Source organism: Methyloparacoccus sp. NF-16 (genome assembly GCF_056880625.1).
Genome location: NZ_CP174130.1, coordinates 2,472,640 through 2,490,344 on the forward strand (window position 1 = coordinate 2,472,640; position 17,705 = coordinate 2,490,344).

Genomic DNA, 17,705 nt, shown 5'->3' on the forward strand with positions numbered 1-17,705 from the left:
TGGCGCGCATCCAGCGAAAGTCTAACGGACCCCTAAGCGGTGTCCAGGCAGAATGCCTCGGATTCGGGCATCCGCTCAGCGAGTCTTGCGGAAATACTTGAAGAACTCGGAATCGGGCGAGATCACCATCAGGCTGCGATCATCCTTGAACGCCTGGCGGTAAGCCATCAGGCTGCGGTTGAATTCGAAGAACTCCTGATTCTTGCCATACGCCTGCGCGTAGATATCGGCGGCGGCGGCATCCCCCTCGCCACGGCGGATTTCCGCGTCGCGGTTAGCTTCGGCGACCAGCACGTCGCGCTGGCGATCGGCCTCGGCCCGGATCTTTTCGGCAGCCTCCGCGCCGCGCGAGCGGAACTCGCGGGCAACCCGGGCGCGCTCGGCCTCCATCCGGCGATAGACGGAGGAGCTGACCTCCTCGGGCAGATCGATGCGCATCACCCGGATATCGACCACCTGGACACCCAGCCCCGTCACGGCGGGATTGACCATCCTGGTCAAGGCGTCCTGGATCCGGCCGCGGTCTGAAGACACCAGTTCGCGGATGGTGCGCTTGCTGAACTCGTTGCGCATCGCATCCTTGGTGATCTGATCGAGACGGATGTTAGCCTGCGCCTTGTCGCCGGCAACCGAGGTATAGAACTTGGTGACATCATCGATACGCCATTTCACGAACCAGTCGACGATGACGTTCTTCTTCTCCGAGGTCAGGAAGCGCTCAGGCTTCGACTCCAGCGTCAGGATGCGTTTGTCGAACCGCTTGACCTGCCGGTAGGGCAGCTTGAAATGCAGGCCTGGCGCGTAGTCGGTACCAACGATTTTCTTGAATTCAAGCAACACCGCCTTCTCGGTTTCGGAAACGGTGAAGGTCATCGTCGTCAGCAGGACGAGCAGGACGATGCCGCCGCCCCAGATCAAGGTGTTCTTATTCATGGCTGTTGTTACCCCGGCTTTCGCGTCCCCGGGCAGAGGAAGCTCGCGCAGATTTGCTGGGCTGATTGCCCGTCAGGTCCGGTACGGCCGTCACGCCGCTGTCCACGGCGGTCTCCGGCGCGACGGCTGGATGCGACCGTTGCAGCTTGTCGACGGGAAGATAGAGCAGGTTGCTGGCATTCTGGACATCGACCACCATGGCACCCGTCTGTCCGAGAACCTCCTGCATGGCATCCAGGTACATGCGCTCGCGCGTGACGTCCGGCGCCTTTTCATACTCCGCCAGCAATTGCAGGAAACGGGAGGATTCGCCTCTGGCCCGCGCGATGGCCTTCTGCTTGTAGGCCTCGGATTCCTCCATCAGGCGCGCAGCGGTACCGCGGGCCTTGGGAACCACCTCGTTGGCATAGGCTTCCGCCTCGTTCTTCAGGCGCTGCTCGTCCTCGCGCGCCTTGATGGCATCCTCGAAGGCATTCTGCACCTCGTCGGGCGGCTGGGCATCCACCAGATTGACATTGCTGACGCGGATGCCCGTCCGGTACTCATCGAGGGTTTCCTGAATTTCGCGCTTGATTTCATCGGCGATGTTGCTGCGCCCTTCGGTGAGCACGAAATCCATGGTGTTCTTGCCGATCACCGCCCGCTGCGCGCTTTCGATCACTTGCTTGAGCGTCGGGTCGGGATCGGCGACGTTGAACAGGTACTGCTGAGGGTCCTTGATCTGATACTGGACCGCCAGGCGGATATCGATGATGTTTTCGTCCTGGGTCAGCATCATGGCTTCCTTGGGTACCGAGGCCAGCGATTGCTGGCGACCGCCGGAGCGATAGCCCACTTCGACGAAGCGCTGCTGCTCCATGTTGACGATCTCGACCTTCTCGATCGGTCCCGGGATATGCCAGTGCAGCCCCGGCTGCGTCGTGTCGACATAGGCGCCAAAGCGCGTCACCACGCCCCGGCTGCCTTCGTCGACCAGGTAAATGCCGGTCAGCATCCACAGGCCCAGCACGATGGCGGCCACCAGCGCGGCCAACTGGCCAGCAGCCTGGCCGCCACCGCTCCCACCGGGGGCGCGCCCGCCGAACAGAGATCTGAGCTTGTCCTGCAGGCCCTTCAACACCTCATCGAGATCTGGTGGTCCAGGCGGCTGCTCGCGGCCGCTCCAGGGATCCTTTTTGTTACTACCCGGTTCGTTCCAGGACATGCTTTCTCCCCATAGGCTTGGGACCACATCGACAGGTGGCCTTGGATGATGCTTGCAGTGCGTCCCGGGAGACCTGCAACCCGGGGCTGTTTTCAATCGTGGCTCGCGGCTGCTTCGGCCGCATGCGATGCTTCCGGACCGGAAACATCGGCATCGGTTGCCCCGGCCTCCGGCCTGTTGTCGAGGAATGTCAGATGGTCGGACTGTGCCTCGACGGACATCCGCCAGCCGCCCTCGGGATCGACCTCGTCGCGCAGCACCCTGGCACTGCGGTAGAGGCGTGCCCGCACCGCGCCCTCATGAGCCATCAGGCGCAGCTCACGGAGCTGACGGTGGCCCGAAAAACGCTGGCGCAAGGTCTCGAGCAGCAGTTCCAGGCCTTCGCCCGTGAGCGCCGACAGCCATATCTCCACCACCTGACCATCCTCGCCGACCCGCACCATAGGCGCCGGGTTTTCCAACCGGTCGATCTTGTTGTATAGGCGAATCCTGGGTACATCGCCGGCACCGATCTCCTCGATCACCCGCTCGACCTCCGCGAGCGTCTCGGCCAGCTGCTCGTCACCGGCATCGATCACATGCAGCAGAAGATCGGCCTGCACGGTCTCCTGCAAGGTCGACTTGAAGGCCGCCACCAGCTCATGCGGCAGATCGCGTACGAATCCCACCGTATCCGCCAGGATCACCACCGCGTCCGGTCCGAGCGGGAGCCGTTTCAGGGCGGGATCCAGTGTGGCGAAGAGCTGGTCTGCCGCATAGACGCTCGCCCCGGTCAGGGCGTTGATCAGGGTGGATTTGCCGGCATTCGTGTAGCCGACCAGCCCTACCACCGGCACCGCGGAACGCTTGCGCGAACGACGGCCCTGCTCGCGCTGCTTGTCGACCTTTTCCAGCCGCTTCTGGATCTGGCTGATACGCTTGCCGATCAGGCGCTTGTCCGTTTCCAGCTGGGTTTCGCCCGGGCCGCGCAGACCGATGCCACCCTTCTGCCGTTCCAGGTGAGTCCAGCCCCGGACCAGTCGGGTCGACAGGTGGCGCAGCTGGGCCAGCTCCACCTGCAGCTTGCCTTCGTAGCTCTGCGCCCGCTGCGCGAAGATGTCGAGGATCAGACCAGTCCGGTCCAGGACCCGCACCTGGAGAGCCTTTTCGAGGTTCCGCTCCTGGCTGGGCGACAAGGGATTGTTGAACAGCACCAGCTCGGCTTCCTGCTCGGCAATGCATTGCGTCAGCTCCTCGAGCTTGCCCTTGCCGATATAGGACCGGGGGTCGGGCTGATCGCGCTTGCCGATGACGGTCGCCACGGGAACAGCCCCGGCAGAACGGGCCAGCTCCTTCAGTTCCGCCAGCGATCGCTCGTCGATCCTCGCACCGCTCTGGACGAGCACAGCCCTCTCCCCGGACGCCGGACGATCAAACATATATGCCGGAGGATATCCCGGTCATCACCGCTCTGAATCGGCAAGCGGTCGTATCAGACCTCTTCCTCCACTTCCTCGCCGCCCTGCGAGAGCCTGACCTGGCGGGCGGGCACGATGGTGGAAATGGCATGCTTGTAGACCATCTGGCTGACGGCATTCTTCAGGATGATCACGTATTGATCGAAGGAGTCGATCTTGCCCTGCAACTTGATGCCGTTGACCAGGTAGATCGACACGGGAACATGTTCCTTTCTCAGCGCATTCAGGAAGGGATCCTGCAAATTTTGACCTTTAGACATTCCTTTTCTCCGTCTTTATTGGTTGGCTTCTGTAATCAGAACACGTCTTATCTCGCCGGCATTTAATCAGAACTTGCGAATGCCTGTCATCCAGCCCGGCGTAGCAGCTCTGTTGCGCAGTCAAGGGAAGCAACGCTCAGGCCAGTGCCTCCGCAACGGCAGCCGCGAGCTTCTCCGCCAGACGATGCACCTTGTCGCCATCGGCACCTTCAACCATCACCCGCACAACGGGCTCGGTCCCCGAGGCCCGGAGCAGAACCCGCCCCTCGCCGGCCAGTTCGGCCTCGACCTCGCGCGTGAGGCGCTGCACGCCATCGTGCTGGCGCAGATCGACCCTGGCGGCCACCTGGACATTGACCAGACGCTGGGGATATTTATCCATGCCGCCGCGAAGCTCGCTGAGGGACTTGCCGGTAACCCGCATGGCCTCCATGACCTGCAGGGCGGCAACGATCCCATCGCCCGTCGGAATGCGGTCGCGACAGATGATGTGCCCGGAACTCTCGCCCCCCAGCGTACTGTCATGGCACAGCATCATCTCCATGACGTAGCGGTCGCCAACGGACGCACGCTTGAGTTCCACACCGAAGCGCGCCAGGGCGTGCTCCAGCCCGAGATTGGTCATCAATGTTCCCACCACCGGCCCCCGCAGGGTGCCCTCCGCGTGGCGGCAGGTGGCGATGATGTAGAGCAGCTCGTCACCATCGACGATATGCCCCTCATGATCCACCATGATCAGGCGATCGCCATCGCCATCCAGGGCCAGACCGAAATCGGCCGCCTCCTCCAGTACCCGCCGGGCCAAGGCGGCAGGCTTGGTCGCCCCGACATGCTCGTTGATGTTGAAACCATTGGGAGTGTCGCCCATGGTGATCACCATGGCGCCCAGTTCGGCGAAGACATGCGGTGCGATGTGATAGGTCGAACCATGGGCGCAGTCCACCACCAGCTTGACCCCATGGAACTCGGTACCGGCGGGAATGGTGCTCTTGCAGAATTCGATGTAACGCCCGGCGGCATCCTTCAGGCGAATGGCCCTGCCGATCTTGGCGGAATCCACCGTGGTCATGGGCTGGTCGATTTCGGCCTCGATCAGCCTCTCGATAGCGTCCGAGAGCTTCAACCCGTCGGGTCCGAAGAACTTGATGCCATTGTCGAAATAGGGATTGTGCGAAGCGCTGATGACGATGCCTGCCTCGGCCCGGAAGGTGCGCGTCAGGTAGGAAATCGCCGGTGTCGGCATGGGTCCGGTCAGCTGGATATTCACGCCTGCGGCCGAAAGCCCGGCTTCCAGGGCCGATTCGAACATGTAGCCGGAAATGCGCGTGTCCTTGCCGATGACCACCGTCGCATCCGCCCGGTCGCGCGCCAGCACGCGCCCGGCCGCCCAGCCCAGCTTGAGAACAAAGTCGGCAGTGATCGGGTAGGTCCCGACCTTGCCACGTATGCCATCCGTACCAAAATATGCCCGACTCATACTGCTTACGATTCCCGCGAAACGGTTAACAACGGACCGGTGCGGTTTTCGGACCGCGCAAAAATGAAGCCCCTGCGGGGCAGGGGCCGAAGGATACCTGGCCTGCCGGGATCAGTGCTGCTCGGCGGCCTTGCCGACCTCGCCCGCCGCCGGCTGGCCGCCTTCTGTCACCGGCGCCGACGGGGTCGCGCCCCCCGCCGGCGGCGTCTCGTCCCAGTTCTGCGGCGGCCTCGGCTCGCGTCCCGCCATGATGTCGTCGATCTGCAGGTGATCGATGGTCTCGTACTTCATCAGGGCTTCGGCCATGAGATGCAGCTTGTCCAGATGCTCCTTCAGGATGCGTTCCGAACGCTCGTAGTTACGGTCGATGAAGGAGCGGATTTCCTCATCGATCAGATGGGCCGTCTCTTCCGAAACCATCTTGTGCTTGGTGACAGAACGCCCCAGGAACACCTCGCCCTCCTCCTCGCTGTAGGCCAGCGGCCCCAGTCGCTCCGACAAGCCCCAGCGCGTCACCATGTTGCGGGCCAGATTGGTGGCCCGCTCGATGTCGTTCTGGGCCCCGGTCGTCACCTTGCGGCGGCCGAAGATCAGTTCCTCGGCCACCCGGCCGCCGAACAGGCTGGAAATCTGGCTTTCCAGCTTCTCCAGGCTGGCGCTGTACTGGTCGCGCTCGGGCAGAAACATGGTGATCCCGAGCGCCCGGCCACGCGGCATGATGCTGACCTTGTAGACCGGATCGTGATCCGGCACCAGGCGACCGACGATGGCATGGCCGGCCTCGTGGTAGGCGGTCAGGCGCTTCTCTTCCTCGCTCATGACCATGGACCTGCGCTCGGCGCCCATCAGGATCTTGTCCTTGGCCTTTTCGAAGTCCTCCATTTCCACCTGACGCTTGTTCTTGCGGGCGGCGAACAGGGCTGCCTCGTTCACCAGATTGGCCAGGTCGGCGCCGGAGAAGCCCGGGGTCCCCCGTGCCAGGTAGGATACCTGCACATCGGGCGCCATCGGCACGCGCTTCATGTGAACCTTGAGGATCTGCTCGCGCCCGCGCACATCCGGCAGCCCCACCACGACCTGGCGATCGAAGCGTCCGGGACGCAGCAGGGCCGGATCGAGCACGTCGGGCCGGTTGGTCGCCGCGATGACGATGATGCCCTCGGTACCCTCGAAACCGTCCATCTCGACCAGCAGCTGGTTGAGGGTCTGCTCGCGCTCGTCGTGACCGCCGCCCAGCCCCGCGCCACGATGGCGGCCGACAGCGTCGATCTCGTCGATGAAGATGATGCAGGGCGCGTTCTTCTTTGCCTGCTCGAACATGTCGCGCACGCGCGATGCACCCACGCCGACGAACATTTCCACGAAATCGGAGCCCGAGATGGAGAAGAACGGCACCCGCGCCTCGCCGGCAATGGCCTTGGCCAGCAGGGTCTTGCCGGTACCGGGCGGCCCGACCATCAACGCGCCCCGGGGAATCTTGCCGCCGAGCTTCTGGAACTTGCTGGGATCCTTGAGGAAGTCGACCATCTCCTGCACGTCTTCCTTGGCCTCGTCGCAGCCGGCGACATCGGCAAAGGTGACCTTGATCTGGTCCTCCTCGATCAGCCGCGCCTTGCTCTTGCCGAAGGACATCGCACCGCGGCCGCCACCGCCGCCCTGCATCTGGCGCATGAAGAAGACCCAGACGCCGATCAGCAGCAGCATCGGGAACCAGGAGATGAAAATCTGCATCAGGAAGGATTCCGATTCCGGCGGATCGACCTTGATGTCGACGTGGTTTTCCAGCAGGTCGTCGACCAGATGCGGATCGTTGGTGGGCGCGAAGGTGGTGAACCGTTCACCGGTCGTGGTCACGCCGTGAATGACCGTGTCCTCCAGCGTCACCTGCTTGATCTGGCCATCCTTGACCGAGGCGATGAACTGGGAATAGGACATGCCGGCATCGGCGGATCTTCGCCCGCCGAAATTGTTGAACATGGACATCAGGACGACGGCCACGACAACCCACAGCACCACATTCTTGAACATGTCATTCACGATCGGATTTCCTCGCCGGGGATACGAAATCCCCTTCGTCACGAGAGGCAGCGATAGCCCCAAAATGGACCAATACTAACAGGATAGCGCCGAGGTCACACGGCGACTGTCCGTCATCAAGGCATGAAATGGAGACGAACCGGCGCGATTCAATGGCAACGCCGGACCTGCCGTGGCAACCGCCACCAAGGCCCGCCGGTCGGCTACGCCGCCGGCTCCGGCCGGTCCGCAGCGGCCAGCTCCAGCATCTCACGGGCATGCGCCAGAGTTTGCGGGGTAATCCGCACACCGCCCAGCATACGGGCAATCTCGTCGCGACGCGCCTCGCCCTCGATCAGCCGGACGGACGAGTGGGTGCCACCGGCATCACTGTGTTTCTCCACCAGCAGGTGCCGATGCCCCTGGGACGCCACCTGTGCCAGATGGGTTACGCAGAACACCTGCCGGTCCAAGCCCAGCAGGCGCAGCTTCTGCCCGACCACTTCGGCCACCCCGCCGCCGATACCGCTGTCGACCTCGTCGAACACCAGGGTCGGCACGCGCTTGCCATCGGTCGCGGCCACCTGGATCGCCAGGCCGATGCGGGACAGCTCGCCGCCGGAAGCGACCCGGGCCAGCGGGCGCAGCGGCATGCCGGGATTGGCGCTGACCAGGAACTCGACGCTGTCGGCGCCGCCGGCGCTGGGTTCGGCCCGATCATCCGAACGCAGCTGGACACGGAATTCGCCCTGGGGCATGCCCAGTTCGCGAATGATCGCCGAAATGCGCCCTTGCAGGCGTTCGGCACCAGCCGTCCGTTGCCGCGACAGCGCGCAACTGGCGTCGCGATAGGCCCGCTCGATGCCGGCCAGTTCCTCGGCCAGACGCTCCGTACCGGCGGAACCGCCGGTCAGCCGGTCGAGCTCCGCCCGCAGCTGAAGCAAATGGGCCGGCAACTCATCGGGGCGCAGATGATGCTTGCGCGCCAGCCGGTGCACATCGGCAAGGCGCTGTTCCAGGGTCGCCAGCCGGGCCGGGTCGGCATCCAGCCGGTCGAGGTTCCGCCGCAGTTGCAGGGAGGCCTCCTTGACGCTCAACTGGGCTTCCTGCAGGAGACCACGAATCTCGCTAAGCTCCGGCGCCAGCCGGGCGAGATCGGCCAGGGAATGCAGGGCATGGGCAAGACGCGCATAGACGGACAGGGTCTCGTCCTCGTAGAGCGCCTCCAGCTCGGCCTGACCCACGTCCAGAATCCGCTCCACGCCGGCCTGCCGGGTCTGCTCCTCGACCAGTTCGGCATAGCGCAGGGCGGCGATGTCCAGCTGCTCCAGCTCGTCCACCTGGAACTGCAACAGCTCCAGCCGCGCCTGTCGCTCTGCGGCGTCGCTGGTCAGCCGCCTGAGCTCATCCCTGAGCTGCCGCCAGCGCCGGTAGAGATTCTCGACATCGGCGGCAAGCTGGCCGGTACCGCTGAAAGCGTCGAGCAGGCGCCGCTGTTCCTGGGGCTTGGCCAGCTGCACGTGAGCGTGCTGGCCATGAATTTCGATGAGGTTCTGCCCGAATGACTGCAAGGTCTGCAGGTTGACGGGACTGCCATTGATGAACGCGCGGGAGCGGCCATCCACGGCGATGGTGCGCCGAACCAGGCATTCCGTGCCAGCCGCCAGTTCCTGGTCCTCCAGCCAGCGCAACGATCCGGGGCTGTCGGCCAGGTCGAAACCGAGGTTGATCTCGGCCCTGGCGGCCCCGGGCCGGACAAACGCCGAGTCAGCACGATCACCGAGCGCCAGCCCCAGGGCGGTCAGCAGGATCGACTTGCCCGCGCCGGTCTCGCCGGTCAGCACGGTCAGCCCTGGCGCAAAGGCGAGGCCGAGCGACTCGACGACGGCAAGATCGCGAATATCGAGATGCGTCAACATGGCCAGACCCGGCAACCAGAATCAACCATACAAGCCACAAGCTATTGATCTATTGAGTAAGCGGTTTCCGAAAGCCTCGGGGCGGTCGTCAGCGGCTCGCGCAAGGGTTGTCCACAGACTTCCCCACGGCAACGGTGGATAACCGGGCCGCGCCGGACAGACGGCTCTCGGACCGGATCAAGCCTCGCGGATCACCGCTGGCACGGAGCAAGATCCCGCAAATCCCCTCTCGCTAGATGCGATAACCCGAGCTCCAGTTCAGCTTGACGCGGAGGATCTCGAAAAAGTCGTACCCCAGTGGATGCAGCAACCGGAAGGGCTTGGCTTCCCTGCGGATTTCAACCGTATCGTCGATGTCCAGACCAGGGCTGGAAATGTTGTCGCACACGACCTGGGCCCCGAAAAGCTTGCCGGGCCGGAACGAGATGCCGACCGTGCTGCGGCTGTCGATGACGATCGGCCGATTGGTCAGGGCGTGCGGATTGATCGGTGCGAGGACGATGGCGGGCAGCGTCGGCGACAGGATCGGTCCGCCGGCGGACAGGGCATAGGCGGTGGAGCCGGTGGGGGTGGAGACGATCAACCCGTCCGAACGCTGGGAATTGAGGAACACCCCGTCGATATGCGTGACGATCTCGATCATGCTGGTGGCATGCGAGCGGTGTATCACCACGTCGTTGATCGCCGTCTGCTGGAAAATCACCTGGCCGTGCCGCATAACCCTGGCGCCCAGCATGAAGCGCTCCTCCTCGAGGAAACGGCCCTGCAGCACCGCATCGAGATGCGTGGCGACATCGGCCGGGGAAATGTCGACCAGGAAACCCAGCCGGCCCAGATTCACACCGATCAGGGGAATATCATACTCGGCCAGGGCGCGGGCGGCGGCCAGCAGGGTACCGTCGCCGCCCACCACCACGGCAAAGTCGCAGCGCTGGCCCAGTTCCCTGAGCGAGCCGCGATCCGGCACGACGCCATGGATGAAAGGCGCGGAATCGGCATCCACGATCACCCGGATTCCACGGCGAATCAGCAGCGCGTGCAATTCCGTCAGGGTCTCCGCGATACGCCCGGCGTCCGGCTTGCCGATCAGTGCCGCGACGCGAAAACCGGCCAGTGCGGTCATGCGCAACGGACCCTGCAAAACTTGGCGGTCAAGGGCATGGACATCATCGATTCTGGCAACAGGACCAACCAGGCTGCCGCTGGCTGGCGCGACCACAGGCTGCTGCGCATGGCCCGCGGTACCCGACTGAACTGGCCTGGGCGCCACGGCCGCATGTTAGACGCTTCTTGACACTGCATCTGGGGATTGCTAGTTTCTGGCACTCTCCACGTCAGAGTGCTAATCGGGAGCCTGCGAGGAACTCCGTGCCCATTATCCATCAATTGAACGAGCGTGCCTCCTACCTGTTCAAGGTTCTGGTGGAACGCTATATCAATGAGGGGCAGCCGGTCGGTTCCAGGTCGCTGGCCAAGGATGCCGGGCTCAACCTGAGCCCCGCCACCATCCGCAACGTGATGGCCGACCTCGAGGACATGGGTCTCATCACCGCCCCGCACACCTCCGCCGGACGCATGCCGACGGCATCCGGCTACCGGTTCTTCATCGACACCCTGATGACGGTCAAACCCCTGCAGGACGCCATTGTCCACCAGCTGAGGGAAGATCTCCTGCTCCAGGACTCCCCGGGCGACGTGCTGGAAACCGCCTCCCGCCTACTGTCGGAGGTGACCCACATGGCGGGAATCGTGATGCTGCCCCGGCAGGAATCGAACGCCTTCAGCCACATCGAATTCCTGCCGCTGTCGGAACGCCGGCTGCTGGTCATCCTCATCACCGAGCAGCAGCAAATCCACAACAAGATCATCCAGGTGCCGCGGGACTTCAGCCCGGCGGAACTTCAGGCGGCCGCCAACTTCCTCAACAGCCGTTTCAACGGCAAGCACATCAACAGTGTCCGCACCAGCCTGGCACGGGAAATCCAGGCAACCCGCGATCGCCTGAGCCAGGAAATCCTCGATGCCGCCACCCTCACCGACCTGGCCCTGGATGATCGCGGCAAGCGCCGCAGCCCGGTGTTCGTGTCCGGCGAAATCAACCTGATGGACTTCTCCGAACTGGCCGACATGGAGCAGTTCCGCAGCCTGTTCGAGGCCCTGCACCAGAAGGAAGCCATGATGCAGCTACTGGACCGCTGCATCGAATCGCCCGGCGTGCAGATCTTCATCGGCGAGGAATCCGGCCACCGCGCTCTCGGCCATTGCAGCCTGGTGACCGCACCCTATGCCATCAACGACCAGGCCGTCGGGGTGCTCGGCGTCATCGGGCCGACCCGCATGAAGTACGAGCGCGTGATCCCGCTGGTCGACCTGACCGCCAAACTGGTCGGCGCTGCCTTGAATCACAGAGCCCTGCCCCAATTTAGCTGAAGGCAGCCCGGCCAGACGGCTGGCCAGACTGATCACCCAATCCCACCAACCCAATTTCACACGATGGAGCCCGTTCACATGAGCCCGGACGACGTTTTGCCCGAAGACCAGCAGGAAACGCCCAACACGACCGCAACCGGGACCGAAGCGCCCACCGAACAGGATGCGCCTCGGGACTTGACCGAGCAGCTCAACCAGCTGGCCCGGCAGGCCGAGGAAAACTGGGACAAGTTCGTCAGAACCCAGGCCGAGCTGGAGAACCTCAAGCGTCGCGCCGACAAGGATGTGCAGGATGCCCGCAAGTTCGGGCTGGAAAAGTTCGCCCGCGAGCTCTTGTCCGTTGCCGACAGCCTGGAACTGGGCCTCAGCGTCGAGACCAGCGACACCCCCGAAGTCGCCAAGTTGCGCGAGGGCATGGAATTGACCCTCAGGCAGCTGCTTGCCACGTTCGAGAAATTCCAGCTATCGCCGGTGAATCCCGAGGGCGAGAAATTCAATCCCGAACTGCACCAGGCCATGGCCATGCAACCCACCGACGAAGCCGAGCCCAATACCGTCATCAAGGTTTACCAGAAGGGCTACCTGCTGCATGGCCGCCTGCTGCGCCCTGCCATGGTCGTCGTCTCGCAGGCCATCCAGGGCGGCGCTTGAAAACGGCGCGCCACGCCCCACATCAGCCTTCAGCATCGGCGATCCATTCTGAATTCACGCATTACCCGGAGAAATAAATGTCAAAAATCATCGGTATCGACCTGGGCACCACCAATTCCTGCGTCGCCATCCTCGAAGGCGGCAAGCCGCGTGTCATCGAGAATTCCGAGGGCGCACGCACCACGCCTTCCATCGTAGCCTTCACCCCCGACAACGAGGTGCTGGTCGGCCAGTCGGCCAAGCGCCAGGCCATCACCAATCCGAAGAACACCCTGTTCGCGGTCAAGCGCCTGATTGGCCGCCGCTTCAAGGACGATGTCGTGCAGCGTGACATCCATCTGGTCCCCTACAGCCTCGTCGAGGCGGACAACGGTGATGCCTGGATCGAGGTCAACGGCAAGAAGATGGCGCCGCCGGAAGTGTCCGCCCGGGTGCTGATGAAGCTGAAAAAGGATGCCGAGGCCTTCCTGGGCGAGGAGATCAAGGAAGCCGTCATCACCGTGCCGGCCTACTTCAACGACTCGCAGCGCCAGGCCACCAAGGACGCCGGCCGCATCGCCGGCCTGGAAGTCAAGCGCATCATCAACGAGCCGACCGCGGCGGCCATGGCCTTCGGTCTCGACCGCAAGAAGGGCGACATGAAGGTCGCGGTCTATGACCTCGGCGGTGGCACCTTCGATGTCTCCATCATCGAAATCGCCGAAGTCGACGGCGAGCACCAGTTCGAGGTGCTGTCGACCAATGGCGACACCCATCTGGGTGGCGAGGACTTCGACCTGCGCATCATCGACTGGATCTGCGACGAATTCAAAAAGGACAACGGCATCGACCTGCACAACGATGCGCTGGCCCTGCAGCGCCTCAAGGAGGCTGCCGAGAAGGCCAAGATCGAACTGTCCTCCAGCCAGCAGACCGACATCAACCTGCCGTATGTGACCGCGGACGCCAGCGGCCCGAAGCACCTCAACCTGAAGCTGACCCGCGCCAAGCTGGAGTCGCTGGTCGAGGATCTGGTGCTGAAGACCCGCGGCCCCTGCGAGACCGCCCTGAAGGACTCCGGCCTCAAGGCCAGCCAGATCGACGAGGTCATCCTGGTCGGCGGCCAGACCCGCATGCCCAAGGTTCAGGAAATGGTGACCCAGATCTTCGGCAAAGAACCGCGCAAGGACGTCAACCCGGATGAAGCCGTGGCGCTGGGCGCCGCGATTCAGGGCGGCGTACTCGGCGGTCAGGTCAAGGACGTGCTGCTGCTCGACGTCACCCCGCTGTCGCTGGGCATCGAGACCCTGGGCGGCGTGATGACCAAGCTGATCGAGAAGAACACCACCATCCCGACCAAGACCAGTCAGGTATTCTCGACCGCCGATGACAACCAGACGGCGGTCACCATCCACGTCCTCCAGGGCGAGCGCGAAATGGCGCGGGACAACAAGTCGCTGGGCCGCTTCGACTTGGCCGACATCCCGCCGGCGCCGCGCGGCATGCCGCAGATCGAGGTCACCTTCGACATCGACGCCAACGGCATCCTGCATGTATCCGCCAAGGACAAGGCCACCGGCAAGGAACAGTCGATCCGCATCACCGCCTCCAGCGGCCTGTCCGAGGAGGAAATCCGGCGCATGGTGCAGGACGCCGAGCTGCATGCCGAGGAGGACAAGAAACTGCACGAGCTGGTCCAGGCGCGCAACCACGCCGACTCGCTGATCCATGCCGCGCAGAAGACCCTGGACGAGCTGGGCGACAAGGCCGAAGCGGGTGAGAAGAGCGCCCTCGAGACCGCCATCAACGAACTCAAGGAGGCCATGAAGGGCGACGACAAGGAGGCCATCGACCGCAAGACCCAGCACCTCACCGAGGTATCCGGCAAGCTGGCCGAGCGGCTCTACTCGCAGAATGCCGGCGGCGCGGCAGGTGCGACGGCCGGCGCCCAGGAACAGTCTGCGGGCAAGGCCGGCGATGAGGACGTTGTCGACGCCGAGTTCGAGGAAGTCAAGGACGACAAGAAGTAATCGTTCCGCGCGGCGAACCCGGGGCGGCAGACCGAAGTCCGCCGCCCCTCCGACTCACCTTCACCCAAGCCGCGTCCGCGTGACGCGGCATTTTGCGTTATGGCGAAAGAAGACTACTACCAACTGCTCGGCGTATCCCGCAATGCGAGCGATGACGAGATCAAGAAAAGCTTCCGCCGCCTGGCGATGAAGTACCACCCGGATCGCAACCGCGACAATCCGCAGGCCGAGGAGCAGTTCAAGAAGATCAAGGAAGCGCATGACGTGCTCTCCGATCCGAAAAAGCGCTCGGCCTATGACCAGTTCGGCCATGCCGGCGTGGATCCCAGCATGGGCGGCGGCGCCGGTTTCGGGGGCGCGAATTTCAGCGACATCTTCGGCGATGTGTTCGGCGACATCTTCGGTGGCGGCGGCTCGCGCAGCCGCGGCGGTGCCCAGCGGGGTTCCGACCTGCGCTACAACCTGGAAATCTCCCTGGAAGATGCCGTGGCCGGCACTGAGGTCAAGATCCAGATTCCGACCCTGGTCAGCTGCAAGAGCTGCAACGGCAACGGTGCCAGCAAGGGCTCCGCGGTCGTCACCTGCCCAACCTGCCATGGCCATGGCGCGGTGCGCATGCAGCAGGGCTTCTTCTCGGTCCAGCAGACCTGTCCCACCTGTCGCGGCTCGGGCAAGCAGATCAAGGATCCCTGCCGCAGCTGTCATGGCCAGGGCCGCACGCAGGATACCAAGACCCTGTCGGTCAAGATCCCGCCCGGCGTCGATACCGGCGACCGCATCCGCCTGTCCAGCGAGGGCGAGGCCGGCGAGGCGGGCGGACAAGCCGGCGACCTGTACGTGCAGGTGCACGTCAAGGACCACCCCATCTTCACCCGTGACGGCGCCAACCTCTATTGCGAGGTGCCCATCAGCTTCGCCAACGCCTGCCTCGGCGGCGAGGTCGAGGTGCCGACCCTGTCCGGCAAGGTAGCGCTCAAGATCCCGCCGGAAACCCAGACCGGCCGCTTGTTCCGCCTCAGCGGCAAGGGTGTGAAACCGGTTCGCGGCGGCCCGGTCGGCGATCTCATGTGCCGGGTACGTATCGAGACCCCGGTCCACCTCAACAAGGAACAGATCGAACTGATCCGCCAGCTCGACGAATCCCTGAGTGGCGGCGGCAGCAAGCACAGCCCGCAAACTCACGGCTGGCTGGATGGGGTCAAGCAGTTTTTCGATAAAATCGGGCTCTGAACGCCGCATCGTCAGACCTTTCGGCGGGCGCCACGGGCGCCCGCTTTTTTGTCCATACCACCGACACCGGGGAGATCCACATGATTCGAGTCGCCATTCACGGCGCCGCTGGCCGCATGGGCCATGCCCTCATCAATGCCTGTCAGCAGGCCGATGGACTGACCCTGGCGGCAGCCCTGGAACGGCCCGGCAGCACCGCCATCGGCAGCGATGCCGGCGCTCTGGCGGGACTCCCGGCCTGCGGCGTCCGCGTGGCCGACAGCCTTGCCGACCGGCACGACGCCTTCGACACGCTGATCGACTTCACCCGCCCCGAGCCCTCGCTAGCGGCCCTTGAACACTGCCGGACCTGGGGCAAGCGCATGGTCATCGGCACCACCGGCTTCAGCGAGGAACAGCGCACGGTGATCGAACGGGCGGCGCAGGACATCCCCATCGTGCTCGCACCCAACATGAGCGTAGGGGTCAATCTCTGCCTCAAACTGCTGGAAATCGCCGCGCAGGTGATGGGCGACACCACCGACATCGAGATCATCGAGGCCCATCATCGCCACAAGGTGGATGCGCCCTCCGGCACCGCGCTGCGCATGGGCGAGGTGGTGGCCGCTGCGCTGGGCCGCGACCTGAAATCGTGCGCCGTCTGGAGCCGCGAGGGCCACACCGGCGAGCGCGCGCCGGGGAGCATCGGCTTCTCCGTGATCCGGGCCGGCGATATCGTCGGCGAACACACCGTCATGTTCGCCGACGAGGGCGAGCGGGTGGAAATCACCCACAACGCCTCCAGCCGCCTGACCTTCGCCAGGGGCGCCATGCGGGCGGCGGCCTGGCTGGCGGACCGGCCGGCGGGGCTCTACGACATGCAGGACGTGCTGGACCTGAAGGCAGCCGGCCAGAGGCGATAGACCCGTGCGGGCAGAAATGTCAGCCGCCGGGGAGCGCTGCCCGGCCATCCCGGCCTGAACCCATGAGACGCCTGCCGTTGCCGAATCCGGACCGGGCCATACTGTTCGCGCTGGGCCTGTTCCTGGGCGTCTCGGCACTGGTGGTCAGCCTGATGCGCGCTGGCCTGCTGGAACCCGGCGAGGCCGGCCATCGCGATCGCCTGCTGCCGGCCCCCTCTGCGCCGCCCGCCGATGCGGAGACGCTGGAAGTCGGCGTCTATATCGAAAACAACTACCTGTTCTCGGTGGACGACAAAACCTTCAATGCCGTCGGGCGCATCTGGCTGAACTGGCCGGAAAGGGTTCAGACCGTGCTGGCGAACGAGAACCTGCCGCCGGAAAAGTGGCTGAACTGGGTCAACCTGATCGATAGCTGGGATTCCAGGCTGGAACCGGTCTACCCCGCTCCGATTCGCCTGGCGGATGGCCGTTACCATCAGAGCCTGCAATTCTCCGGGCAGTTCTATGTCGCCGAACTCGACTTCCGCCGCTTTCCGTTCCAGCGCATCCGCCTGCCGGTGGTGCTGGAACTATCCGAAAACCTGACACGCGCCGGGCACCTGCCGCTGGCCCTGGTGCCCGACCGGGAAGACTCGGGAGTCGGTCTTTACAGCGATCTCATAGGCTACAGGACCATCGGCTTCGACGTGCAACGCCATCAGCACGAATACGGCTCCCGCTTCGGACTGAACCCGGACCATAGCCTGCTGCCCGCGCCAGTCCCGCAGGTGATGTTCGCCACCGTCTACCAGCAATCAGTCAACGCCGCCCTGCTCAAGCTGTTCCTGCCGCTGGTGGTGGTCATGGCGCTGGTGCTGCTGTCGCCGATGCTCTCTCCCGCCCTGTGGGAGGTCCGGCTGGGAATCCCGCCGACGGCCTTGCTGACCCTGGTCTTCCTGCAGCAGGGCTACCGGGAGAAACTGCCCGATCTGCCCTACGCGACGTACCTGGACATGGTCTACAACGCCTGCTACGTCGTCAATCTGCTGCTGTTCGGGCTGTTCCTGTGGGCATCCAACCGGCTGCACCAGACGGACGCCGTCTGGCAGAGCGCCACGGTCCGGCACATCGATCGCATCGACCGACGCGTCCAGGTCGGTCTGTGCGTGGGCTTCACCCTGCTGCTGGCGATCCAGTGGTTTGCCATGCTGTGGGAGTGACGGCCATGCCTCCCCGCC

Annotated in this window: 14 protein-coding genes; 6 read left to right on the plus strand and 8 right to left on the minus strand. The window is 64.2% G+C overall.

Annotated features, from left to right (window positions below):
- Window positions 1-75: 75 nt before the first annotated feature.
- The 8 genes from hflC to ACH5N8_RS11860 form a co-directional block, all read right to left on the minus strand.
- Window positions 76-933 carry a protease modulator HflC gene (gene hflC, locus ACH5N8_RS11825; protein WP_460026854.1) on the minus strand — a complete coding sequence of 286 codons (858 nt, stop codon included), beginning with the start codon at window positions 931-933 and terminating at the stop codon, window positions 76-78.
- Window positions 926-2,137 carry an FtsH protease activity modulator HflK gene (gene hflK / locus ACH5N8_RS11830; protein WP_483281448.1) on the minus strand — a complete coding sequence of 404 codons (1,212 nt, stop codon included), beginning with the start codon at window positions 2,135-2,137 and terminating at the stop codon, window positions 926-928. Before hflK ends, hflC begins: the two co-directional genes overlap by 8 nt.
- Before the next feature lie 92 nt (window positions 2,138-2,229).
- Entirely contained in the window at window positions 2,230-3,555 is a 1,326-nt protein-coding gene (gene hflX, locus ACH5N8_RS11835; protein ID WP_483281449.1) for a ribosome rescue GTPase HflX, read from the minus strand.
- A gap of 53 nt (window positions 3,556-3,608) precedes the next feature.
- Window positions 3,609-3,854 carry an RNA chaperone Hfq gene (gene hfq, locus ACH5N8_RS11840; RefSeq protein WP_460026851.1) on the minus strand — a complete coding sequence of 82 codons (246 nt, stop codon included), beginning with the start codon at window positions 3,852-3,854 and terminating at the stop codon, window positions 3,609-3,611.
- 136 nt (window positions 3,855-3,990) lie between these two features.
- The gene (glmM, locus tag ACH5N8_RS11845; protein WP_483281450.1) at window positions 3,991-5,331 is read right to left on the minus strand and encodes a phosphoglucosamine mutase; all 1,341 of its coding nucleotides are present in this window, start codon (window positions 5,329-5,331) and stop codon (window positions 3,991-3,993) included.
- Between the two features lie 111 nt (window positions 5,332-5,442).
- Entirely contained in the window at window positions 5,443-7,359 is a 1,917-nt protein-coding gene (gene ftsH / locus ACH5N8_RS11850) for an ATP-dependent zinc metalloprotease FtsH (protein WP_483283187.1), read from the minus strand.
- Between the two features lie 212 nt (window positions 7,360-7,571).
- Window positions 7,572-9,266: a DNA repair protein RecN gene (gene recN, locus ACH5N8_RS11855; RefSeq protein WP_483281451.1), complete on the minus strand. Its 1,695-nt coding sequence runs from the start codon at window positions 9,264-9,266 to the stop codon at window positions 7,572-7,574.
- 232 nt (window positions 9,267-9,498) lie between these two features.
- Window positions 9,499-10,389, minus strand: a complete 891-nt coding sequence (locus ACH5N8_RS11860) for an NAD(+) kinase (protein ID WP_483281452.1) — start codon at window positions 10,387-10,389, stop codon at window positions 9,499-9,501.
- Between the two features lie 245 nt (window positions 10,390-10,634).
- Between ACH5N8_RS11860 and hrcA the strand changes: the two genes are divergently transcribed.
- The 6 genes from hrcA to ACH5N8_RS11890 all read left to right on the plus strand — a co-directional run bounded on the left by hrcA (window position 10,635) and on the right by ACH5N8_RS11890 (window position 17,687).
- A complete protein-coding gene (hrcA, locus tag ACH5N8_RS11865) occupies window positions 10,635-11,696 on the plus strand; it encodes a heat-inducible transcriptional repressor HrcA (protein ID WP_483281453.1) in 1,062 nt (353 codons plus the stop codon).
- Window positions 11,697-11,774: 78 nt separating this feature from the next.
- The gene (gene grpE, locus ACH5N8_RS11870; RefSeq protein ID WP_483281454.1) at window positions 11,775-12,347 is read left to right on the plus strand and encodes a nucleotide exchange factor GrpE; all 573 of its coding nucleotides are present in this window, start codon (window positions 11,775-11,777) and stop codon (window positions 12,345-12,347) included.
- Window positions 12,348-12,424: 77 nt separating this feature from the next.
- Window positions 12,425-14,356, plus strand: a complete 1,932-nt coding sequence (gene dnaK, locus ACH5N8_RS11875; RefSeq protein ID WP_483281455.1) for a molecular chaperone DnaK — start codon at window positions 12,425-12,427, stop codon at window positions 14,354-14,356.
- Between the two features lie 99 nt (window positions 14,357-14,455).
- Window positions 14,456-15,586, plus strand: coding sequence for a molecular chaperone DnaJ (dnaJ, locus tag ACH5N8_RS11880; RefSeq protein ID WP_483281456.1), 1,131 nt, complete (start codon window positions 14,456-14,458; stop codon window positions 15,584-15,586).
- 80 nt (window positions 15,587-15,666) lie between these two features.
- Window positions 15,667-16,488: a 4-hydroxy-tetrahydrodipicolinate reductase gene (dapB, locus tag ACH5N8_RS11885; RefSeq protein WP_483281457.1), complete on the plus strand. Its 822-nt coding sequence runs from the start codon at window positions 15,667-15,669 to the stop codon at window positions 16,486-16,488.
- Window positions 16,489-16,550: 62 nt separating this feature from the next.
- Window positions 16,551-17,687, plus strand: a complete 1,137-nt coding sequence (locus ACH5N8_RS11890; RefSeq protein ID WP_483281458.1) for a ligand-gated ion channel — start codon at window positions 16,551-16,553, stop codon at window positions 17,685-17,687.
- The last annotated feature ends 18 nt before the right edge of the window (window positions 17,688-17,705 follow it).

What these genes read in the sequence shown, in the direction of transcription:
- dapB (WP_483281457.1), top strand. Translation starts at nt 15,667, where the DNA reads ATGATTCGAGTCGCCATTCACGGCGCCGCTGGCCGCATGGGCCATGCC.
- ftsH (WP_483283187.1), bottom strand. Translation starts at nt 7,359, where the DNA reads ATGTTCAAGAATGTGGTGCTGTGGGTTGTCGTGGCCGTCGTCCTGATG.
- hfq (WP_460026851.1), bottom strand. Translation starts at nt 3,854, where the DNA reads ATGTCTAAAGGTCAAAATTTGCAGGATCCCTTCCTGAATGCGCTGAGA.
- recN (WP_483281451.1), bottom strand. Translation starts at nt 9,266, where the DNA reads ATGTTGACGCATCTCGATATTCGCGATCTTGCCGTCGTCGAGTCGCTC.
- hflK (WP_483281448.1), bottom strand. Translation starts at nt 2,137, where the DNA reads ATGTCCTGGAACGAACCGGGTAGTAACAAAAAGGATCCCTGGAGCGGC.
- dnaJ (WP_483281456.1), top strand. Translation starts at nt 14,456, where the DNA reads ATGGCGAAAGAAGACTACTACCAACTGCTCGGCGTATCCCGCAATGCG.
- ACH5N8_RS11890 (WP_483281458.1), top strand. Translation starts at nt 16,551, where the DNA reads ATGAGACGCCTGCCGTTGCCGAATCCGGACCGGGCCATACTGTTCGCG.
- grpE (WP_483281454.1), top strand. Translation starts at nt 11,775, where the DNA reads ATGAGCCCGGACGACGTTTTGCCCGAAGACCAGCAGGAAACGCCCAAC.
- hflC (WP_460026854.1), bottom strand. Translation starts at nt 933, where the DNA reads ATGAATAAGAACACCTTGATCTGGGGCGGCGGCATCGTCCTGCTCGTC.
- ACH5N8_RS11860 (WP_483281452.1), bottom strand. Translation starts at nt 10,389, where the DNA reads ATGACCGCACTGGCCGGTTTTCGCGTCGCGGCACTGATCGGCAAGCCG.
- dnaK (WP_483281455.1), top strand. Translation starts at nt 12,425, where the DNA reads ATGTCAAAAATCATCGGTATCGACCTGGGCACCACCAATTCCTGCGTC.
- hflX (WP_483281449.1), bottom strand. Translation starts at nt 3,555, where the DNA reads ATGTTTGATCGTCCGGCGTCCGGGGAGAGGGCTGTGCTCGTCCAGAGC.
- glmM (WP_483281450.1), bottom strand. Translation starts at nt 5,331, where the DNA reads ATGAGTCGGGCATATTTTGGTACGGATGGCATACGTGGCAAGGTCGGG.